Consider the following 19,145-nt stretch of genomic DNA (forward strand, 5'->3'; position numbering starts at 1 on the left):
CGCGTTCTCCTCCTTGACGCCCTCCGAACGGCCACATCGGGCGGTCGGCCGTGGTCAACAGCGGTCCGTCGCACGTGAGATGCCACCAGGCATACAGCGCAGAGGCGCTCGACAAAGGCCGATGCGGGGGCCGGGGCGCCCGGCCCCGACCCCCGGACCCCGGACCCCGGACCCCGGCCCCGCAGGGTCAGTTGTGGCTGTGCAGGACCGCGTTCAGGCCGCCCCAGGAGCCCTTGCGCTGGAGGACCTCGACCTTGCCGGTCGTGGAGTTGCGGCGGAAGAGGAGGTTGTCCGCGCCGGAGAGTTCGGCGGCCTTGACGATGGTGGCGTCGGGGAGGGTGACCCGGGTGCCCGCGGTGATGTAGAGGCCGGCCTCGACGACGCAGTCGTCGCCGAGGGAGATGCCGATGCCGGCCTCGGCGCCGAGCAGGCAGCGCTCGCCGATGGAGATGATCTGCTTGCCGCCGCCGGACAGGGTGCCCATGATCGAGGCGCCGCCGCCGATGTCGGAGCCGTCGCCCACGACGACGCCCTGGCTGATACGGCCCTCGACCATGGAGGTGCCGAGCGTGCCGGCGTTGAAGTTGCAGAAGCCCTCGTGCATCACGGTCGTGCCGGAGGCGAGGTGCGCGCCGAGGCGGACGCGGTCGGCGTCGGCGATGCGGACGCCGGAGGGGACGACGTAGTCGGTCATCCGCGGGAACTTGTCGACACCGTAGACGGACAGGTGCAGCCCCTCGCCGCGGGCGGCGAGGCGGGCGCGCTCGATGCCGCCGGCCGGGACGGGCCCCAGCGACGTCCACGCCACGTTGGCGAGCAGGCCGAAGATGCCGTCCAGGTTCTGGCCGTTGGGCGTCACCAGGCGGTGGCTGAGCAGGTGCAGGCGCAGGTACGCGTCGTGCGCGTCCAGCGGCTTGTCCTCCGTCGAAGCGATCACCGTGCGGACGGCGACGACCTCGACACCGCGGCGCGGGTCGGGCCCGAGCGCCTTCGGGGCCGCCTCACCCAGCAGTTCGGCCGCCTGCTCGGCACTCAGCCGCTCCGTCCCCGCGGGGCCGGGCGCCGCCGCGAGCGCGGGCGCGGGGAACCATGTGTCGAGAACGGTCCCGTCGTCGGCGATCGTGGCGAGGCCCGCGGCGACGGCGCCGGTGGCGCGGGAGATGGCGGTCGTGTCAGTCATGTGTCGAACGCTAGTCGCTGGTCCCCCCGCCTGCCCAACCGGCCCGTCATACGGACCGGCCGGCTGGCCCTCCGGCGGGCCCTCCGGCGCCGCGCGGTCAGGACTGCGACGTCGCCGTGACCGCGTCCGGCTCCGCGGCGGCGGCCCGTTCGCCCGGCAGCCGGTGGGCGCAGTAGACGACGACGCCGGCGGCGATGCCGAGCACGGCGCACAGCGGCCACAGGGCGCCGGGTGCGCTCTCGTACAGGACACCGCCGAGCGGCGCGGCCAGGACGACGCCGCTGATGGAGGCGCCGGCGTACATGCTCTGGAAGCGGCCCTGGAGGTGGTCGGGGGCGTTGTCGGCGACGTATGCGGTGGAGGGCGACTTGTAGAGGATGTCGCCGACGGTGAGCAGGATCATCATCACGACCGCGGTGGCGATGTACCACCGGCCAGCCGAGAGCACGCCGAACCCGGCGCCCACGAGCACCATGCCGAGGGCGATGATCGGCAGCGGGGCGCGGCGGCGCAGGGCGACGGTGACGGGGAGCTCGAAGAGGATGACCAGACCGCCGTTGATGGCGATGAGCGCGCCGTAGACGCCGGTGCCGATGCCGTGGTCGGACAGGAACACCGGCAGGGTGGAGTACTGCTGGCGGTAGATGGTGTCGGCGACCAGGATCGCGACGAGCAGCAGGAGCACCGCGGGCCTGGCGCGCAGCGCCGCCCACAGGCCGGGGGCGTCGGCGGGGGCCCGGGTCTTCTCCCGGTGGTTGCCGTTGGCGGGCAGGATGAAATGCGCGTAGACACCGAACGCCAGCATGCCGAGGCCGTCGGCGACGAAGAGCCAGCCGTACGAGGTGGTGGTGGCGATCAGCGCGCCGAGCGGGGGGCCGATGGTGACGCCGAGGTTGGCCATGAAGCGCAGCAGGGCGAAGCCCTGGCGGCGGGAGCCCTCGGGGACGGAGAAGGCGATGAGCGCCGAGTTGGAGGCGCGGGTGATGCCGGTGCCGTACTGGGCCAGCGGGAAGACGATCGCGAGGGCGCCGGTCGGGAGCACCGGCAGCGAGGCGAGGCCGAGACCGGACACGACCATGCCGGTGATGAGCGTGCGCCGGTGCCCGAAGCGGTCGCCGAACCAGCCGCCGGTGAAGTTGCCGGCCACCATGCCGATGCCTCCGGCGCCGGCGATGAGACCGGCCTGGGAGGTGCTGAGCCCACGGGGGCCGGTCAGGTAGACGAAGAGGTAGACGAAGGTGAAACTCACCGCCGCGACGAAGAACATGCCGGTCGCGAGGAGCCACACCACCTTCGGTATGTCCTTCATCGCCTGTTTCATACTGTCCTCCGATCGGCCCTCTACAAGAATCGATCACGTGAAGACATGAATGCCGCAGGGGGAGGTGCCGGATCAGGTCGCGTCCGGTATAGGTCAGCGACCCCGGTCCGTCGCGCCGATGACCCGTGCGAAGACCGCGCGCGCCTCCTCGCGGTCGACGTCCCGGCCGGTGAGCAGGGCTTGCAGGCACATCCCGTCGACGAGCGCGGCCAGCGCGCGGGCGGTGACCGGGTCGGTCCTGCCGGCGAGGAGGGCGGCCATGCGGTCCACCCACTCCGCGGCGACCGGGCGTACCGCTTCGTGGCGAAGGGCGGCGAGATAGAGCTCGTACTCCAGTTGCGCACGGGGGCGGTCCTTGGTGACCGCCTCTCCGGCGAACCGGGCCAGTTCCGCGGCGAGGTCGCCGCCGGTCCCGGCGAACAGGGCGCGTTCCTCGGCCTCCTGGAAATACGTCTCGTTGCACTGGGCCAGCGCGGCCACCAGCAGGTCGTCGAGGGTGGCGAAGTGGTACGTGGTCGAGCCGAGCGGCACATCGGCCTCGGCGGCCACCGCGCGGTGGCTGAGCGCCGCGATGCCGCGCGCGCCGACCACCCGGATCGCGGCGTCGATGATGCGCTGACGGCGCTCGGGGTCGTACCGGCGGGCCATCAGTGGCCGCCGCCGAGGTTGAGCACGACGACCCCGGCGATGACCAGGACGACCCCGATCAGCTTGGCCGCGGTCGCCGCCTCCCCGAGGAAGACCATGCCGATGCCGGCGATGGCCGCGGTGCCGACCCCGGACCAAATGGCGTAGGCGGTGCCGACGGAGAGGGTCTTGAGGGTCTGCGCGAGGAACGCGAAGGCGATGAGGTAGCCGACGGCGGTGCCCAGCGAGGGCCACAGCCGGGTGAAGCCCTCGCTGTACTTCATCGAGGTCGTCCCGAGCACTTCGGCGAGTATCGCCCCGCCCAGCAACGCGTATGCCATGTGTACAAGCGTACACATCGATGCGTACGCCCGTACATACGACGGCGGGGCGCCACACCGAGGAGTGGCGCCCCGCCGCAGCGGTCTCGCGCGGGTCAGACGTTGAAGCCGAGCGCGCGAAGCTGCTCGCGGCCGTCGTCGGTGATCTTGTCCGGCCCCCACGGCGGCATCCAGACCCAGTTGATCTTGAGGTCGTTGACGATGCCCTCGGTGGCCGACTTGGCCTGGTCCTCGATGACGTCGGTCAGCGGGCAGGCCGCCGACGTGAGCGTCATGTCGAGGGTGACCACATTGGTGTCGTCGATGTGGATGCCGTAGATCAGACCGAGATTGACCACGTCGATGCCCAGCTCGGGGTCGACGACGTCGTAGAGGGCCTCGCGGACCTCCTCCTCGCTCGCCGGCTTCGTGGTCATGACTTCTGCGTTGTCGCTCATGCGGACTCCCTCGCCGCGCCATCGCCCAGAGCCTGGGCGGTGGCGTCCTTCCACGCCATCCAGCTCAGCAGCGCGCACTTCACGCGCGCCGGGTACTTGGAGACGCCGGCGAACGCGACGGCGTCCTCCAGAACGTCCTCCATCGCGTCGTCGGGCTCCAGCTTGCCCTTGGACTGCATCAGTTCCAGGAAGACCTCCTGGACCTTCACCGCCTCGTCGACCTGCCGGCCGACCAGGAGTTCGTTGAGCACGGAGGCGCTGGCCTGGCTGATGGAGCAGCCCTGGCCCTCGTAGCTGATGTCCTGGATGGACGTGCCGTCCAGCCGCACGCGCAGCGTGATCTCGTCACCGCACGTCGGATTGACGTGGTGCACCTCGACATCGCCGTCGCGCAGGCCCCGTCCGTGCGGGTTCTTGTAGTGGTCCAGGATGACTTCCTGGTACATCGAATCCAGCTTCACAGGCTAGCCGTCCGTCCTCAGCCGAAGAAGTTCCGTACGTGCTCCAGGCCCTCGACCAGTGCGTCGACCTCGGCCGGGGTGGAGTACAGATAGAACGACGCTCGCGTGGTCGCGGGAATTCCGTACCTCAGGCAGACCGGCCGCGCGCAGTGGTGGCCGACACGCACGGCGATGCCCTGCTCGTCCAGGACCTGGCCCACGTCGTGCGGGTGGATGTCACCCAGGGTGAAGGAAATCGCGGAGCCACGGCCCTCGGGGGTGTCCGGGCCGATGATCTTCAGCTCGGGCACCTCCTTCAGCCGCCGCAGCGCGTACTCGGTGAGGGCGTGCTCGTGCGCCTCGACCTTGTCCATGCCCAGCGCCGCCAGGTAGTCCACAGCCGCGCCGAGGCCGACCGCCTGGGCGATCGGGGGCGTGCCCGCCTCGAACTTGTGCGGCGCGGGCGCGTACGTCGACGAGTGCATCGAGACGGTCTCGATCATCTCGCCGCCGCCCAGGAACGGCGGGAGGTCCTCCAGCAGCTCCTGGCGGCCCCACAGCACGCCGATGCCGGTCGGGCCGAGCATCTTGTGACCGGTGAAGGCCACGAAGTCGGCCTGGAGCGCCTGCACGTCCAGCACCATGTGCGGCGCGGCCTGCGAGGCGTCGATCAGCACCAAGGCGCCGACCTGCTGGGCGCGGCGCACGATCGCCTCGACGGGGTTGATCGTGCCCAGGATGTTGGAGACGAGCGTGAAGGAGACGATCTTCGTCTTCTCGGTGATGACCTGCTCGATGTCGCTCAGGTCGAGCCGGCCGTCGTCGGTCAGGCCGAACCACTTCAGCTGCGCGCCCGTGCGCTGCGAGAGCAGCTGCCACGGGACGATGTTGGAGTGGTGCTCCATCTCCGTGATGACGATCTCGGTGTCCCGGTCCACGCGGTAGGGCTCGTCGGCCCAGCCCAGCATGTTGGCGACCAGGTTCAGCGACTCCGAGGCGTTCTTGGTGAATATGACCTCGTCGCGGCTGGGCGCGTTGATGAAGGCGGCGATCTTGTCGCGGGCACCCTCGTACAGCGCCGTGGCCTCCTCGGCGAGCGTGTGCACGCCACGGTGGACGTTGGCGTTGTGACGCTCGTAGTACTCGCTCAGGACGTCCAGGACCTGGCGCGGCTTCTGGGAGGTCGCCGCGTTGTCCAGGTAGACGAGCTTCTTGCTCTCGTGGACGAGCCGGTCGAGCACCGGGAAGTCCTTGCGGATGGCCTCGGTGTCGAGCAGGCCCGGCAGCTGCGGTGTCACGCGGATACGCCTCCCTTCGCATAGGCCTCGTAGCCCTCGGCCTCCAGCTTGTCCGCGAGCTCCGGACCACCGGACTCGGCGATCCGGCCCGCGGCGAAGACGTGGACATAGTCGGGCTTGATGTAGCGCAGGATGCGCGTGTAGTGGGTGATCAGCAGGGTGCCGACCTCACCGCTCTCGCGCACGCGGTTGACGCCCTCGGAGACGACGCGCAGGGCGTCGACGTCCAGGCCGGAGTCGGTCTCGTCGAGGATCGCGATCTTCGGCTTGAGCAGTTCGAGCTGGAGGATCTCGTGGCGCTTCTTCTCACCGCCGGAGAAGCCCTCGTTGACGTTGCGCTCGGCGAAGGCGGGGTCCATGTGCAGGCGCTCCATGGCCTCCTTGACCTCCTTCACCCAGGTGCGCAGCTTGGGGGCCTCGCCGCGGATGGCGGTGGCGGAGGTGCGCAGGAAGTTGGAGACCGAGACGCCGGGCACCTCGACCGGGTACTGCATGGCGAGGAAGAGGCCCGCCCGCGCCCGCTGGTCGACGGACATGGCCAGCACGTCCTCGCCGTCGAGGGTGACGGTGCCACCGGTGACGGTGTACTTCGGGTGCCCGGCCAGCGAGTAGGCGAGGGTCGACTTGCCGGAGCCGTTGGGGCCCATGATGGCGTGCGTCTCGCCCTGCTTCACGGTCAGGTCGACGCCGCGGAGGATCTCGCGCGGACCGCCTTCGGCGTCGACGGAGACGTGCAGGTCGTGGATCTCAAGCGTTGCCATGGGTGCCTCAGGACTCCTGGGTGACGGAGACGAGCACATCGTCCCCTTGGATCTGTACGGGGTATACGGGGACGGGCCGCGTCGCGGGCAGCCCGGACGGCTTGCCGGTCCGCAGGTCGAAGGACGAGCCGTGCAGCCAGCACTCGATCTGGCAGTCCTCCACCTCGCCCTCGGACAGCGAGACGTTCGCGTGCGAGCAGATGTCGTTGATCGCGAACACCTCGCCCTCGGTGCGCACGACCGACACCGGAACGCCGTCGAGCTCGACACGCCTGGGCGTGTCCTCCTCCAGCTCGCTCAGCGCGCAGACGCGGACGAAGCCTCCAGCGGTGGTCATACGACGGACGCCTCCAGCTCCGCGTCGATCTTCTCCAGCAGGCGCTCCTCCAGGTCCGCCACGCCGATCTGCTGGATCAGCCCGGCGAAGAAGCCGCGCACGACCAGCCGGCGGGCCTCGTCTGCCGGAATGCCGCGGGCCATCAGGTAGAACAGCTGCTCGTCCTCGAAGCGGCCGGTCGCCGAGGCGTGGCCGGCGCCGACGATCTCGCCGGTCTCGATCTCCAGGTTCGGCACGGAGTCGACCCGGGCGCCGTCGGTGAGCACCAGGTTGCGGTTGAGCTCGTAGGTGTCGGTGCCCTCGGCCTCGGCCCGGATGAGCACGTCGCCGATCCACACCGCGTGCGCGTCCTGGCCCTGCAGCGCGCCCTTGTACGCCACGTTGGAGCGGCAGTGCGGGGTGTCGTGGTCGATGAAGAGGCGGTGCTCCTGGTGCTGGCCCCGGTCGGTGAAGTAGACGCCGTACAGCTCCGCCTCGCCGCCGGGAGCGCCGTAGACGACCCGCGGGTGCAGCCGCACCAGGTCGCCGCCGAAGGTGACCACGACGGACTTGAAGGTCGCGTCGCGGCCGATCAGCGCGGTGTGCTGGGCGACGTGCACGGCGGTGTCGTCCCAGTCCTGGATGGAGACGACGGTGAGCTTGGCTCCGTCACCGATCAGGTACTCGACGTTGGCGGCGACGGTGGCGGCACCGGTGTGGTCGATGACCACGACCGCCTCGGCGAAGGCGCCGACCTCGACGACCTGGTGGCCGAAGGCCACACCGCCCTCGCCGTGCACCGCGATCCGCACCGGCTCGGTGAGCACCGCGTCCTTGGGGATGGAGACGACGCCGGCCTTCTCGAAGGAGCTGTAGGCCTGTGCGGCGACCCGGTCCACCGGCTTGCCCGCCTTGCCGACGCGGGCGTCGTCCCGGCCGACGGTCTCGACGGTGACGCCCTCGGGGGCGCTCACCTCGACCCTGACGCCGCCGCCGGTCGCGACGGCGGTGCCGTCGTGCAGACCGCGCAGCCGCTCCAGCGGGGTGAAGCGCCATTCCTCCTCACGGCCGTTGGGCACGGGGAAGTCGGCCACGTCGTAGGACGCGGGCGCGCTGACCCGGGCGTCCCGGGGCTGGCCGACCTGGATGGCCCCTTCGGTGGTGGCACCGGCGGCCGGGATGGTTTCAGCCATGGCTGTGTTACTGCCTCTTTCTGTGTTCGCTCGCCTCCGGGCGCTTCGGCCGGGTGCCGACGCGCCCTTCGACTCGCTCACGAGCTTGACGGGGTTGCCGGGGGTGACCCCGGCGGAGGTGCGGGTGCGGCGTCAGCCGACCGAGCCCTCCATCTGCAGCTCGATGAGCCGGTTGAGCTCCAGCGCGTACTCCATCGGCAGCTCACGCGCGATCGGCTCCACGAAACCGCGGACGATCGTGGCCATCGCCTCGTTCTCCTCCAGACCGCGGCTCATCAGGTAGAAGAGCTGGTCCTCGCTGACCTTGGAGACCGTCGCCTCGTGGCCCATGGACACGTCGTCCTCGCGGACGTCCACGTAGGGGTAGGTGTCCGAGCGGGAGATGGTGTCCACCAGCAGCGCGTCGCACAGCACGTTGGACTTGGAGCCGTGAGCACCCTCGCCGATCTCGATCAGACCGCGGTAGGAGGTGCGGCCACCGCCGCGCGCCACGGACTTGGAGACGATCGAGGAGGAGGTGTTCGGCGCCATGTGCACCATCTTGGCGCCGGCGTCCTGGTGCTGGCCCTCGCCGGCGAAGGCGATGGACAGGGTCTCGCCCTTGGCGTGCTCGCCCATCAGGTAGACGGCCGGGTACTTCATGGTCACCTTGGAGCCGATGTTGCCGTCGACCCACTCCATGGTGGCGCCCTCGTAGGCGACGGCCCGCTTGGTGACCAGGTTGTAGACGTTGTTCGACCAGTTCTGGATGGTCGTGTAGCGGCAGCGGCCGCCCTTCTTGACGATGATCTCGACGACGGCGCTGTGCAGCGAGTCCGACTTGTAGATCGGGGCGGTGCAGCCCTCGACGTAGTGGACGTAGGCGTCCTCGTCGACGATGATCAGCGTCCGCTCGAACTGGCCCATGTTCTCGGTGTTGATCCGGAAGTAGGCCTGCAGCGGGATCTCGACGTGCACGCCCTTCGGCACGTAGATGAAGGAACCGCCGGACCACACGGCCGTGTTCAGCGAGGCGAACTTGTTGTCACCCGCGGGGATGACGGTGCCGAAGTACTCCTGGAAGAGCTCCGGGTGCTCCTTGAGCGCGGTGTCGGTGTCCAGGAAGATGACGCCCTGCTCCTCCAGGTCCTCGCGGATCTGGTGGTAGACGACCTCGGACTCGTACTGCGCTGCGACACCGGCGACCAGGCGCTGCTTCTCCGCCTCGGGGATGCCGAGCCGGTCGTAGGTGTTCTTGATGTCCTCGGGCAGGTCCTCCCAGGACTCCGCCTGCTTCTCGGTGGACCGCACGAAGTACTTGATGTTGTCGAAGTCGATGTCGGAGAGGTCGGAACCCCAGGTGGGCATCGGCTTCTTCCCGAAGAGCTTCAGACCCTTCAGCCGCATCTTGAGCATCCACTCGGGCTCGTTCTTCTTCGCCGAGATGTCGCGGACGACCTCTTCGTTGAGCCCGCGGCGGGCCACGGCGCCGGCGGCGTCGGAATCGGCCCAGCCGTACTCGTAGGTGCCCAGACCCTCGAGTTCAGGGTGAGCCGTCTCCAGGGGGGCAGTCATGCGGGGTTCCTCCCGGCGTTGCTTGCGTTGTGGGATTGCGGGCCGGCCTTCGGCACGAAAGTGGTGCACACGCCATCGCCATGGGCGATGGTGGCCAGCCGTTGTACGTGGGTACCGAGCAGGCGGGAGAAGACCTCGGCCTCCGCCTCGCACAGCTGCGGGAACTGCTCGGCGATGTGGGCCACCGGGCAGTGGTGCTGACAGAGCTGCTCCCCGGCGGAGGCGGGGGCGCCGCGCGTCGTGGCAGCGTACCCGTCCTGGCTCAGCGCCTCGGCGAGCGCCTGCGTGCGCTCCTCGGGACCGGCCGCCTCGACGACCGCCCGGTAGCGCTCGGCCTGTGCGGCGACCCGGGCGCGGGCGAAGGCCGACACCGCGGCTTCCCCCTGCGGCCCGCCGCCGGCGGACTCGGCGATCCAGCGCATCGCGTCCGCGGCGAGCTGGTCGTACGCCTGGTCGAAGGTGTCGCGTCCGCAGTCGGTGAGCGCGAAGACCTTCGCGGGGCGGCCCCGGCCGCGGTTACCGTAGACCCGCTTCTCGCGCGGCTCCACCATGCCCTCGGCCACGAGCGCGTCCAGATGGCGCCGTACGGCGGCCTGCGTCAGGCCCAGCCGTTCCGCCACGTCCGCGGCGGTCGACGGCCCGTGGAGCAGGACGGACCTGGCGACCCGGTTGCGGGTGCTCCGCTCCCCGGTCGTCTGCTCCTCCCGAGCCTCGGACGCGTTTTTCACAAGCCCAGTGTTGCGTAATTCATCCGGGAGAGGCAAGCGGCGTCCAGTGGGTGATCGGTGTGCTGTGTCACTTAGGGAAACCTAACCTGACCTGCGGGAACGATCTTCCCGGCCCCGGCCGGCCGGCCCCCCGCGCGAGGCTCCCACCAGGGAAGCGGGCACCCGGCGTCCCTCGAAAGGGCCCTTTCCCGCCCACCCGCGACGGCCCTCCCGGCAGAGCGCCGCGCCGGGGTTCGTAGACTGCCCGTCATGCAAATGGACCCCGCGGTCGAGGTGACCGGACTGGTCAAGCGCTACGGCGCCAAAACCGCGGTGAACGGGCTCGACCTGTCCGTCGCACGGGGCACCGTGACGGCCGTGCTCGGCCCGAACGGCGCGGGGAAGACCACCACCGTCGAAACCTGCGAGGGATACCGCCGTCCGGACGCCGGCCGCGTGTGCGTGCTGGGGCTGGACCCCGTACGCGAGGCCGCCGCGCTGCGGCCGCGGATCGGGGTGATGCTCCAGTCCGGCGGCGTGTACGCGGGCGCCCACGCCGAGGAGATGCTGCGGCACACGGCGAAACTGCACGCGAACCCCGTCGACCCGGCGCTGCTCATCGAGCGCCTGGGCCTGGAGTCCTGCGGCCGCACCGCCTACCGCCGGCTCTCCGGCGGCCAGCAGCAGCGCCTCGCGCTCGCCATGGCGGTCGTGGGCCGCCCCGAACTGGTCTTCCTCGACGAGCCGACCGCGGGCCTGGATCCGCAGGCCCGCCGCGTCACCTGGGAGCTGATCAGGGAACTGCGCACCGACGGCGTCACCGTCGTCCTGACCACGCACTTCATGGACGAGGCGGAACAGCTCGCCGACGACGTGGCGATCATCGACCAGGGCCGTGTGATAGCGAGCGGCACCCCCGAGGAGCTGTGCCGCGGCGGCGCGGAGAACACCCTCCGCTTCAGCGGCCGCCCCGGCCTGGACCTGGCCTCGCTCCTCAAGGCGCTGCCCGCCGACTCGGCCGCGGCCGAGCTCACCCCGGGCAGCTACCGCATCGAGGGCAAGGTCGGCCCGCAGATGCTGGCCACCGTCACCTCCTGGTGCGCCCAGCACGGCGTGATGCCCGACCGGCTCGCGGTCGAGCGGCGCACCCTGGAGGACGTCTTCCTGGAGCTGACCGGCAAGGAGCTGCGTTCGTGACCGCCACCGGGACCTTCACCCCCGCCCCCGGCGCCGCGCCGCTGGGCCGCATGATCGGCGCGCAGACCGTCCTGGAGACGCGGATGCTGCTGCGCAACGGTGAGCAGCTGCTGCTCACCGTCGTCATCCCCACCCTGCTGCTGGTCCTGTTCTCCACCGTCGACGTCGTCGACACCGGCGCCGGCAAGGCCGTCGACTTCCTGGCCCCGGGCATCCTGGCCCTGGCCGTGATGTCGACCGCCTTCACCGGGCAGGCGATCGCCACCGGCTTCGAGCGCCGCTACGGCGTGCTGAAGCGGCTCGCCGCCTCGCCGCTGCCGCGGTGGGCGCTGATGACCGCCAAGACCGGGTCCGTCCTGGTCACCGAGGTTCTGCAGGTGGTCCTGCTGACGGCCATCGCCTTCGCGCTGGGCTGGTCCCCGCACGGCGACCCGCTGTCCGTGCTGCTGCTCCTGGTCCTGGGCACCGCCGCGTTCTCCGGGCTCGGCCTGCTCATGGCGGGCACCCTCAAGGCGGAGGCCACGCTGGCCGCCGCCAACCTGGTCTTCCTCCTGCTGCTGGTCTGCGGCGGGGTCGTCGTGCCGCTCGACAGGTTCCCGGACGGCGTCCGCTCCGTGCTCGAACTGCTGCCGGTCTCCGCCCTGTCCGGCGGCCTGCGGGACGTCCTGCAGCACGGTGCGGGCGTGCCCTGGGGCGACCTCGGCATCCTCGCCGTCTGGGCCGTGCTGGGCCTGGGCGCGGCGGCCCGCTGGTTCCGCTGGGAGTAGTCTGCGGCCCCTGATCATCCGGAACGGGGGACCCATCCGTGACCGCCGACCACCGCGTCGGGCCGCCGAGCCTCGGCGGCGAGCGCGAGACGCTGCGGGCGTTCCTGGACTACCACCGGGCGACGCTCGCGATGAAGTGCGAGGGCCTCACCGACGAGGAGCTGCGGCAGCGGTCGATGCCGCCGTCCACGCTGTCGCTGCTCGGCCTGGTCCGGCACATGGCGGAGGTCGAGCGCGCCTGGTTCCGCCGGGTGTTCGAGGACCACGACGCCCCCATGGTCTGGTCCGACCGGATCGACTTCCAGGCGGCGTACGACGCGAGCGCCTCGACCCGGGCCGAGGCCTTCGGCGCGTGGGAGGCCGAGGTGGAGACCTCGCGCCGCATCGAGCTCGAGGCCGCCTCCCTGGACCTGGCCGGCCATCAGCCCCGCTGGGGTGAGGACGTGTCGCTGCGCATGGTGATGGTGCACGTCCTGCTGGAGTACGGCCGCCACAACGGGCACGCCGACTTCCTCCGCGAGGGCGTCGACGGCACCGTGGGCGCCTGACTCACGCGGGCGTGATGCAGTCCACGAAGCGGGCGAATCCGGCGTCCTGGCCGTCGTCGAGGGCCAGGAAGCCGTCCTCGGGGCCGTGGCTCACCAGCAGGCACATGTCGTAGCGCACGCACACCGGCGGCCGCGCCGCGGCGTCCGTGCGGAAGCGGTGCGCGCCGGTGAGCTGGCAGGAGTCGTACCGCACCAGCGGTCCGCGCGGGCCGGGCGTGTAGCGGTGGGCGCGCAGGCCGGCGGCGAAGGGCTTGAAGGCGTTCGCGGTGTCGTCGCAGTCGTTGAAGTGGACGGTGCCGCCTGCCCACTCGCAGTCGATGACGACGGTGTCCGGGCCGCGCAGCTCGAAGCGGATGTCCTCGGCATGGAAGCGCTGGACCGAGCTGAAGTGCTGCGCCCGGGGGAAGCGGAAGAAGGCGCTCTCGAATCCGTAGTCGGGGTGCGGGACCGGGCGGCGGCCGGTGACGACATAGCTTCCGGCGCGGCAGGTGACGGAGCCGCCGTAGGGGAACTCCAGGAAGTTGCCCCACTCGTAGGTGACGTTCATGTCGGTGAACCAGTAGTTGAGGAACTGGTCCTGCTGCTCCGGATGTTGTGAGCGCTTCGACAGGCCCGAGTACAGGAACGCCTTCCGGTAGGCGCCGCCGACCCGGCACGCCTCCCAGCGCATCTCGGAGTTGGTGTTGGTGCCGTCCAGGGCGATGCCGTACTCCCACTCCCCCATCCACTCGCAGTCGGTGAAGCGGTAGTTCGCCGCGCCGCCGGTGGAGTAGGAGGAGAAGAACGAGGCGCCGGGTGTGCCGGAGGTGAAGCGCAGACCCTCGAAGGCGATGTTCTGCCACATGTCGTCGTTGACGCACAGGAAGGCGCCCTCGGCCTTCTCCGGCGCGAAGACGATCTCGCTGATGCGCAGGCCGGCGCCCCGGAAGCGCAGCCCGTTGGCCTGGTTGCGGGGGTTGTCGCCGGCCAGCAGCGCGCCGGGCTCGGTGACCAGGTATCTGCCGGGCGGGACGTCGATCACCGTGCGGCCCGTGTGGCCGTCCAGGCGGGACTCTGCGTAGCGGTAGGCGTCGGCGAAGGCGCGGCTGTCGTCGGTGGTGCCGTCGCCCTTGGCGCCGAAGTCGGCGACGACGTCGACCACGCCGGGACGGGCGGTGCTCCTCGGCTGTCGTGCGGCCTCGGCGGCCGGCGTGCCGGCCGCGGTGCAGGCGGCCACGCCGGTCCCCGTCAACGCCGCGGCGGCGCCCCCGTAGATCAGTTTCCGCCGGTCGACCCCGGTCATGGCCGATCCCCTCCCCCTGGCCGTCCCCCTCGTGAAGGATTGCACAAGGGGGCGCCTACGATGGTGGCCGTGCCGAATCTCAGCCAAGCAGGCCAAGCCGTGCGAAACCCGCTGGCCTTCATCGCCCAGCGCTGGACCCCGTCCCCCGCGACGGTCCGGCGGGCCGCCCTGGCGGCGCTCGTGATGAGCGTGGTCATCGTGGTGACCGGGGGCGCCGTCCGGCTGACCAGCTCGGGGCTCGGCTGCCCGACCTGGCCCAAGTGCACGGCCGACAGCCTCACCGCGACCGGTGCCATGGGCGTGCACGGCGCGATCGAGTTCACCAACCGCATGCTGACGTACGTGCTGTGCGCGGCCGTCGGCTGGGCCATCGTCGCCGCGCGCGCGGCCAAGCCGTGGCGGCGCGGGCTGACCCGCCTGGGCTGGGCGCAGTTCTGGGTCGTCATGGGCAACGCGGTGCTGGGCGGCATCACGGTGCTGACCGGGCTCAACCCGTACACCGTCGCCTCGCACTTCCTGCTGTCCAGCGCTCTCATCGCGGTCGCGCTGCTGACCTGGCACCGTGCCGGCGAGGGCGACGCTGGCCCCCGCCCGCTGGTCGGCAAGCCGGTGCGGCAGCTGACCTGGCTGCTGGTCGTCGCCTCCGCCGTGCTCATCGCGGTGGGCACGCTGGTCACGGGGGCCGGGCCGCATGCCGGCGACAGCAGTGACGTACCGCGCGTCCAGGTGAAGTGGGAGACCATCGCCCAGCTCCACGCCGATCTGGCCTGGGTCGTGTGCGGGCTGACCGTCGCGCTGTGGTTCGCCCTGCGCGCCGTCGACGCCCCGGCCGGGCCGCGGGCGCGGGTCCGCGACCTCGTCCTGGTCCTGCTGGCGCAGGGCGTCATCGGCTACGTCCAGTACTTCACCAAGCTCCCCGAGGCCTTGGTCGCCGCGCACATGCTGGGCTCCACGCTGGTGTGGATCGCGGTCCTGCGCGTCCTGCTCTCGCTGCGCGAGCGCCCCCTGACCGAGCCCGGCGCCGTTCCCGCCCCCGCCGCCGTCTCCGCTCCGGAACCCGCCCCGGCCGGCTGACGGGCCCGGCCCGGGACCTCACAGACGGTAGACGCGACGGGCGTTGTCCGCGGCGAGGAGCGCGGCGACGCGGCGTGCGTCGGCCGGGGAGCACGCGCCGTCGGCGATCCAGCCGCCCAGCACGTCCCGTACCGCGGTACGGAAGGCCTCGGCGCCCACGACGTAGAGCTCCGGCAGCCCGTAGGCGTCCGTCGAGAAGAGCAGCTTGCCGAAGGGCGCCAGCTCCAGGAATTCCGCGAGCACCGCGCCCGCCCGGGGGCCGACGTGGGTGAGGGCGAGTCCGACGTCGGCGTGGACGTGCGGGAAGACGTTCGCGAGGTAGGCGGCCTGCCGGTGGTACGGGTAGCAGTGCAGCAGCACCAGGTCCGTGCCGAGGCCCGCGGTCGCCCGGGCGAAGTCCGTGAGCAGTGCCGGGTCCGCGTGGTCCAGTCGCAGGTCGGGGTCGCCGAAGCCGGTGTGGAGTTGCAGCGGCAGGCCCGTGGCGACGGCCGTCCACAGCAGGTACCGCAGCAGGACGGGATCGGTGAGCCGGCTGCCGTGCTCGTGCCGCGCGTCGAGCCAGGCCTCGGCGGCGCGTACGACGTCCGCGGTGTCCGGTGGTTCGGGGGCCAGGGCGAGTCCGTGGCGGTAGGCGGCGACCGACTTGAAGCCGAGCGCGGTCACCGCCGCCTCGTGGACGGCCTCCGCCACCCCGGAGACGAAGGCCTCCCCGCCCGGGCTCGCATCGGCGACGCGTTCCGCGAGCCGCTCCAGCCGGACGATCTCGTGGGCGTCCGCGCCGCCGCCCGCCGCGGCCAGCTCCTCCGGCGTCATCAGGTCGCCGGGCAGCCCGGTGTCCACGAGGTACGTCCCGATACCGGTGCCCCGCAGCAGCAGCCGCGCGGTCTCGTACGCGCCGAGCTCCCGCCGCCGGGCCAGGTAGCGGGCGGGCGGGCAGTGCGGCTCCAGCCCGAGCAGCGGCGGGCACCAGCGGCGCACGGCGAAACCGGTCTGGGTGTCGAAGAAGGTGGTGCCGGGCGCGGCGGGCGCGTCGGACTCCGTGAGGTACGTCTCGAAGGAGGCGATGCCGAGGTCGCCGCGGACGATGCCGTGGCAGTGCTGGTCGACCAGGGGCGGCAGCTCGATCACCAGCGCCACCGGGTGGCCTCGGCGAGTTCCCCGGGCCCGAGTTCGGCCAGGGCCCCGGACTCCGCCCGCCGTACGGCCACGATCGCGCCCCACAGTTCCTCGCCGAGCGCCTCGCGCAGCGCGTCGTCGCGGACGAAGTGCCCGAGCGCCTCGCTCAGCGAGGTCGGCAGCCTTTCCTGGTCGCCGCGCCCGGCCGGGTCCCCGGTCACCGGTCCGGGCAGCGCGGGGCCGCCGTCGAGCACACCCCGCAGGCCCGCCGCGATGACCGCGCCGGTGAGCAGATAGGGGTTGGCGGCGGCGTCGAAGGGCTTGAGCTCGGCGTGCCCGCCGTCGGGGTCGTCGGGCTCGCCGAGCACCAGGCGCAGCGCGGCCTCGCGGTTCTCCACGCCCCAGCAGCGGTGGACACCGGCCCAGTGCGAGGGGACCAGGCGCAGATAGCTCGCCGGGGAGGGCGCCCCGATGGCGCACAGCGCGGGCAGCGCGTCCAGGACCGCGCCGAGGAAGGTGTCCGCGGTCGCGGCGAGGCCGTACCGGCCGGTGGGGTCGCGGTGCAGGTTGTGTCCGTGCTCGCGCAGGCTCAGGTGCAGATGGCAGCCGTTGCCGACCTGGCCGGCGACGACCGCCGGCGCGAAGGAGGCACGCAGTCCGTGGGCCGCGCTGACAGCCCGTACGGTCTCGCGCACCAGCACGAGGTCGTCGGCCGCCCGGACGGGGTCGGCGGGCGCGGTGGAGACCTCGAACTGACCGGGCGCGTACTCGGGATGGATCTGCAGGACCTCCACGCGCTGCGCGTCGAGCGCGTCATGGAGGGCGAGCAGATAAGCCGACAGTTCGGTGACCCGGGTCAGTCCGTACGCGGGACCGCGGCCCGCGAAATCACCGGTTCGGGGGGTCGTCTCGTTGTCGTTGCCGTCGTTGCCGTCGCCGTCGTCGCGGCTGTCGCGGCTGTCGCGGACGACGGTCCATTCGGTCTCGAAGCCCATCCGCAGTTCCAGGCCGTGGCCGGCGGCCCGCTCGGCCATGCGCCGGGCGAACTGCCGCTGGCAGGCGGGGTGCGGCCGCCCCTGCTGGTCGTAGCGGTCGGCCGGGGCCCAGGCCCAGCCGGGCCGCGCGGCCAGCACGGTGAGCCGGTCGAGGTCGGGGAAGAGCCGCAGGTCGCCGTCGGGGCCGCCGATGTGCTCGGAGGTGGTGATGGCGTCGTCGGAGGTGAAGACGTCGAAGACCGGCGACATGCCGATCCCGCGGTGCGCCGCGTCCACGAGCCGGGCGGCCGGCACGGTCTTGGCCCGGCTGATGCCCGCGTTGTCGACCCAGCTGACCGCGACGGCCCGCACGCCCTCGGCGGTGAGCCGCGCCACGTCCTGGCGGGCCGTCAGCCGCCGCTGTTCCCGTTCTTCCGCGTCCACCCGCACACGCCTCCTCGTACCCGCCGTCCGGAACCGTTCCATGGTCCTAACGGGCGGGCCCGGCGTCAGGTGTTGGCGGGGCCGCCGATCTGGATGCCGGCCATGCGCCGCCACTCGTAGCGGCCGGTGCGCACCTTGGCGGCGAGGTCGCCGTCGAAGGACTCGTGCAGCGTGATGCCGGAGAGCTCCACGGCACGCCGTGCGATGTCGTAGGAGGGCGCGACGAGATCGCCCCAGCCGCCGTCCTCGCCCACCAGCACGATCCGCGTACCGGCCTGGCCGATGTACGCGATCTGGCCCTCGGCACCGCCGTGGCCGCCGGCGAACCGGTCGATCCGCCGGGCCAGCCGGGCGGCTCTGCGCTCGGCGCGGGCCTGCGCCTTCGGGTCGGCGACCGGGGTGTCTGCTGCCTGGGTGTCTGCCATGACAGAAATGCTACCCGCCGGTAATCAGCGGAGGAAGGGGTCCACGGCGACGGCCACGAACAGCAGCGTCGCGTAGGTGATGGACCAGTGGAACAGCCGCATCTCCTTGAGCTTGGCCCCGGCCACGCCCGCCTTGGCCCGCCCGTACAGGGCGTGCGCCTCGAAGAGCCAGAAGGCGCCGAGCAGCACGGCGGCCGCCGCGTAGAACCAGCTCGCGGCGCCGAGCGGCCACCACAGCGTGAGCGACACCAGCACCATCGCCCAGCTGTAGATGACGATCTGCCGGCCGACCACCACGTTGCCCGCGACCACCGGCAGCATGGGGACGCCCACGCGCGCGTAGTCGTCCTTGACCTTCATCGACAGCGGCCAGTAGTGCGGCGGCGTCCAGAAGAAGAGGACGAGGAAGAGGACGAAGGGCGCCCACGCCAGCTCGTCGCGCACCGCGGACCAGCCGATCAGCACCTGCATGCAGCCGGCGATACCGCCCCACACGATGTTCTGCGCGGTGCGGCGCTTCAGGCCCAGGGTGTAGACGAAGACGTAGTAGAGGATGGCCGCGAGCGACAGCACCGCCGACAGCGGGTTGACCAGCACCCAGAACCACGCGGTCGAGACCACCGACAGGGCGATGCCGAAGACCAGGCACTCCCACGGCGCGACCATGCCGGTGACCAGAGGGCGCTGCTCCGTGCGGTGCATGAGCGCGTCGATGTCGCGGTCGATGTACATGTTGAGCGCGTTCGCGCCGCCGGCGGACATATAGCCGCCGATCATCGTCGCCGCGACCAGCCACAGGTCGGGAACCCCGCCCGCGGCAAGGAACATGACCGGAACCGTCGTGATGAGCAGCAGCTCGATGATGCGCGGCTTGGTCAGCGCCACGAAGGCCATCACACGGGCACCGAACGGCCGGTGACCGCTGGTCGACCCGATGGCTCCGGCGGGCCGGGATTCGACGGCCGTCACGAACACCCCTGAGGAAAAGTCCAGCAAGCGGCTCCGCTTGCGCGTACCACGCCACTCTAGACGTAGCGGATACTCCGACCGCGCCGGGGGTGCCACGTGTTGACGCCGGAGCGTCTCCCGGACGCAAGGGCCGGGCCATCTGACGGTGTTCCGGCTTCGAGAGGGTCGGACCCG

The 19,145-nt window shown here is 71.4% G+C and carries 21 protein-coding genes; 4 read left to right on the forward strand and 17 right to left on the reverse strand.

Annotated elements, in window-relative coordinates:
* Window positions 1-187: 187 nt before the first annotated feature.
* The 12 genes from dapD to ACFWVC_RS15435 all read right to left on the reverse strand — a co-directional run bounded on the left by dapD (window position 188) and on the right by ACFWVC_RS15435 (window position 10,196).
* Entirely contained in the window at window positions 188-1,180 is a 993-nt protein-coding gene (gene dapD, locus ACFWVC_RS15380; protein WP_384284654.1) for a 2,3,4,5-tetrahydropyridine-2,6-dicarboxylate N-succinyltransferase, read from the reverse strand.
* 97 nt (window positions 1,181-1,277) lie between these two features.
* Window positions 1,278-2,489: an MFS transporter gene (locus tag ACFWVC_RS15385; protein WP_384284656.1), complete on the reverse strand. Its 1,212-nt coding sequence runs from the start codon at window positions 2,487-2,489 to the stop codon at window positions 1,278-1,280.
* Between the two features lie 105 nt (window positions 2,490-2,594).
* Window positions 2,595-3,149 carry a TetR/AcrR family transcriptional regulator gene (locus ACFWVC_RS15390; RefSeq protein WP_384284658.1) on the reverse strand — a complete coding sequence of 185 codons (555 nt, stop codon included), beginning with the start codon at window positions 3,147-3,149 and terminating at the stop codon, window positions 2,595-2,597.
* Window positions 3,149-3,469, reverse strand: a complete 321-nt coding sequence (locus ACFWVC_RS15395) for a DMT family transporter (protein WP_384284660.1) — start codon at window positions 3,467-3,469, stop codon at window positions 3,149-3,151. The genes ACFWVC_RS15390 and ACFWVC_RS15395 overlap by 1 nt, the downstream gene beginning before the upstream one ends.
* A 95-nt stretch (window positions 3,470-3,564) precedes the next feature.
* Complete coding sequence (locus tag ACFWVC_RS15400) at window positions 3,565-3,906, reverse strand: metal-sulfur cluster assembly factor (RefSeq protein ID WP_384284662.1); 342 nt, start codon at window positions 3,904-3,906, stop codon at window positions 3,565-3,567.
* Entirely contained in the window at window positions 3,903-4,367 is a 465-nt protein-coding gene (gene sufU / locus ACFWVC_RS15405; RefSeq protein ID WP_319661209.1) for a Fe-S cluster assembly sulfur transfer protein SufU, read from the reverse strand. Before sufU ends, ACFWVC_RS15400 begins: the two co-directional genes overlap by 4 nt.
* 17 nt (window positions 4,368-4,384) lie before the next feature.
* The gene (locus ACFWVC_RS15410; protein WP_384284664.1) at window positions 4,385-5,644 is read right to left on the reverse strand and encodes a cysteine desulfurase; all 1,260 of its coding nucleotides are present in this window, start codon (window positions 5,642-5,644) and stop codon (window positions 4,385-4,387) included.
* Window positions 5,641-6,405: a Fe-S cluster assembly ATPase SufC gene (sufC, locus tag ACFWVC_RS15415; protein ID WP_384284666.1), complete on the reverse strand. Its 765-nt coding sequence runs from the start codon at window positions 6,403-6,405 to the stop codon at window positions 5,641-5,643. Before sufC ends, ACFWVC_RS15410 begins: the two co-directional genes overlap by 4 nt.
* A gap of 7 nt (window positions 6,406-6,412) precedes the next feature.
* The gene (locus ACFWVC_RS15420) at window positions 6,413-6,742 is read right to left on the reverse strand and encodes a bifunctional 3-phenylpropionate/cinnamic acid dioxygenase ferredoxin subunit (RefSeq protein WP_360912242.1); all 330 of its coding nucleotides are present in this window, start codon (window positions 6,740-6,742) and stop codon (window positions 6,413-6,415) included.
* Window positions 6,739-7,914, reverse strand: coding sequence for a Fe-S cluster assembly protein SufD (gene sufD / locus ACFWVC_RS15425; protein ID WP_384284669.1), 1,176 nt, complete (start codon window positions 7,912-7,914; stop codon window positions 6,739-6,741). Before sufD ends, ACFWVC_RS15420 begins: the two co-directional genes overlap by 4 nt.
* Before the next feature lie 132 nt (window positions 7,915-8,046).
* Window positions 8,047-9,468, reverse strand: a complete 1,422-nt coding sequence (sufB, locus tag ACFWVC_RS15430) for a Fe-S cluster assembly protein SufB (RefSeq protein WP_384284671.1) — start codon at window positions 9,466-9,468, stop codon at window positions 8,047-8,049.
* Window positions 9,465-10,196, reverse strand: a complete 732-nt coding sequence (locus ACFWVC_RS15435) for a helix-turn-helix transcriptional regulator (protein ID WP_384284673.1) — start codon at window positions 10,194-10,196, stop codon at window positions 9,465-9,467. Before ACFWVC_RS15435 ends, sufB begins: the two co-directional genes overlap by 4 nt.
* Before the next feature lie 249 nt (window positions 10,197-10,445).
* On the opposite strand from ACFWVC_RS15435, the gene ACFWVC_RS15440 reads away from it, so the two are divergent.
* From ACFWVC_RS15440 to ACFWVC_RS15450, 3 genes are read left to right on the forward strand one after another with little or no spacing between them, the layout of a single operon-like run.
* Window positions 10,446-11,372: an ABC transporter ATP-binding protein gene (locus ACFWVC_RS15440; protein WP_384284675.1), complete on the forward strand. Its 927-nt coding sequence runs from the start codon at window positions 10,446-10,448 to the stop codon at window positions 11,370-11,372.
* The gene (locus tag ACFWVC_RS15445) at window positions 11,369-12,139 is read left to right on the forward strand and encodes an ABC transporter permease (protein ID WP_384284677.1); all 771 of its coding nucleotides are present in this window, start codon (window positions 11,369-11,371) and stop codon (window positions 12,137-12,139) included. Before ACFWVC_RS15440 ends, ACFWVC_RS15445 begins: the two co-directional genes overlap by 4 nt.
* 38 nt (window positions 12,140-12,177) lie before the next feature.
* Entirely contained in the window at window positions 12,178-12,687 is a 510-nt protein-coding gene (locus ACFWVC_RS15450) for a DinB family protein (protein ID WP_384284679.1), read from the forward strand.
* Between the two features lies 1 nt (window position 12,688).
* Here ACFWVC_RS15450 and ACFWVC_RS15455 read toward each other — a convergent pair whose 3' ends face one another.
* Entirely contained in the window at window positions 12,689-13,969 is a 1,281-nt protein-coding gene (locus ACFWVC_RS15455) for a glycosyl hydrolase family 28-related protein (protein ID WP_384284683.1), read from the reverse strand.
* Window positions 13,970-14,029: 60 nt separating this feature from the next.
* Between ACFWVC_RS15455 and ACFWVC_RS15460 the strand changes: the two genes are divergently transcribed.
* On the forward strand, window positions 14,030-15,043 hold the full coding sequence (locus tag ACFWVC_RS15460; protein WP_384284687.1) for a heme A synthase: 1,014 nt from the start codon (window positions 14,030-14,032) through the stop codon (window positions 15,041-15,043).
* Between the two features lie 18 nt (window positions 15,044-15,061).
* Here the strand turns inward: ACFWVC_RS15460 and ACFWVC_RS15465 are convergent, their stop codons facing one another.
* The 4 genes from ACFWVC_RS15465 to ACFWVC_RS15480 form a co-directional block, all read right to left on the reverse strand.
* Window positions 15,062-16,171: an amidohydrolase family protein gene (locus ACFWVC_RS15465; RefSeq protein WP_384284781.1), complete on the reverse strand. Its 1,110-nt coding sequence runs from the start codon at window positions 16,169-16,171 to the stop codon at window positions 15,062-15,064.
* Complete coding sequence (locus ACFWVC_RS15470; protein WP_384284691.1) at window positions 16,168-17,577, reverse strand: glutamine synthetase family protein; 1,410 nt, start codon at window positions 17,575-17,577, stop codon at window positions 16,168-16,170. Before ACFWVC_RS15470 ends, ACFWVC_RS15465 begins: the two co-directional genes overlap by 4 nt.
* Window positions 17,578-17,642: 65 nt before the next feature.
* The gene (locus tag ACFWVC_RS15475) at window positions 17,643-18,002 is read right to left on the reverse strand and encodes a hypothetical protein (protein WP_384284694.1); all 360 of its coding nucleotides are present in this window, start codon (window positions 18,000-18,002) and stop codon (window positions 17,643-17,645) included.
* Between the two features lie 24 nt (window positions 18,003-18,026).
* Window positions 18,027-18,971, reverse strand: coding sequence for a heme o synthase (locus ACFWVC_RS15480; protein ID WP_384284698.1), 945 nt, complete (start codon window positions 18,969-18,971; stop codon window positions 18,027-18,029).
* Window positions 18,972-19,145: the final 174 nt, after the last annotated feature.

Source organism: Streptomyces sp. NPDC058691 (assembly GCF_042714775.1).
Classification (GTDB): domain Bacteria; phylum Actinomycetota; class Actinomycetes; order Streptomycetales; family Streptomycetaceae; genus Actinacidiphila.

Bases quoted from the DNA above. Each gene is read 5' to 3' on its own strand.
- ACFWVC_RS15385 (WP_384284656.1), bottom strand. From the start codon at position 2,489: ATGAAGGACATACCGAAGGTGGTGTGGCTCCTCGCGACCGGCATGTTC.
- ACFWVC_RS15460 (WP_384284687.1), top strand. From the start codon at position 14,030: ATGGTGGCCGTGCCGAATCTCAGCCAAGCAGGCCAAGCCGTGCGAAAC.
- ACFWVC_RS15440 (WP_384284675.1), top strand. From the start codon at position 10,446: ATGCAAATGGACCCCGCGGTCGAGGTGACCGGACTGGTCAAGCGCTAC.
- ACFWVC_RS15475 (WP_384284694.1), bottom strand. From the start codon at position 18,002: ATGGCAGACACCCAGGCAGCAGACACCCCGGTCGCCGACCCGAAGGCG.
- ACFWVC_RS15395 (WP_384284660.1), bottom strand. From the start codon at position 3,469: ATGGCATACGCGTTGCTGGGCGGGGCGATACTCGCCGAAGTGCTCGGG.
- ACFWVC_RS15400 (WP_384284662.1), bottom strand. From the start codon at position 3,906: ATGAGCGACAACGCAGAAGTCATGACCACGAAGCCGGCGAGCGAGGAG.
- ACFWVC_RS15455 (WP_384284683.1), bottom strand. From the start codon at position 13,969: ATGACCGGGGTCGACCGGCGGAAACTGATCTACGGGGGCGCCGCCGCG.
- dapD (WP_384284654.1), bottom strand. From the start codon at position 1,180: ATGACTGACACGACCGCCATCTCCCGCGCCACCGGCGCCGTCGCCGCG.
- sufD (WP_384284669.1), bottom strand. From the start codon at position 7,914: ATGGCTGAAACCATCCCGGCCGCCGGTGCCACCACCGAAGGGGCCATC.
- ACFWVC_RS15420 (WP_360912242.1), bottom strand. From the start codon at position 6,742: ATGACCACCGCTGGAGGCTTCGTCCGCGTCTGCGCGCTGAGCGAGCTG.
- sufB (WP_384284671.1), bottom strand. From the start codon at position 9,468: ATGACTGCCCCCCTGGAGACGGCTCACCCTGAACTCGAGGGTCTGGGC.
- ACFWVC_RS15390 (WP_384284658.1), bottom strand. From the start codon at position 3,149: ATGGCCCGCCGGTACGACCCCGAGCGCCGTCAGCGCATCATCGACGCC.
- sufC (WP_384284666.1), bottom strand. From the start codon at position 6,405: ATGGCAACGCTTGAGATCCACGACCTGCACGTCTCCGTCGACGCCGAA.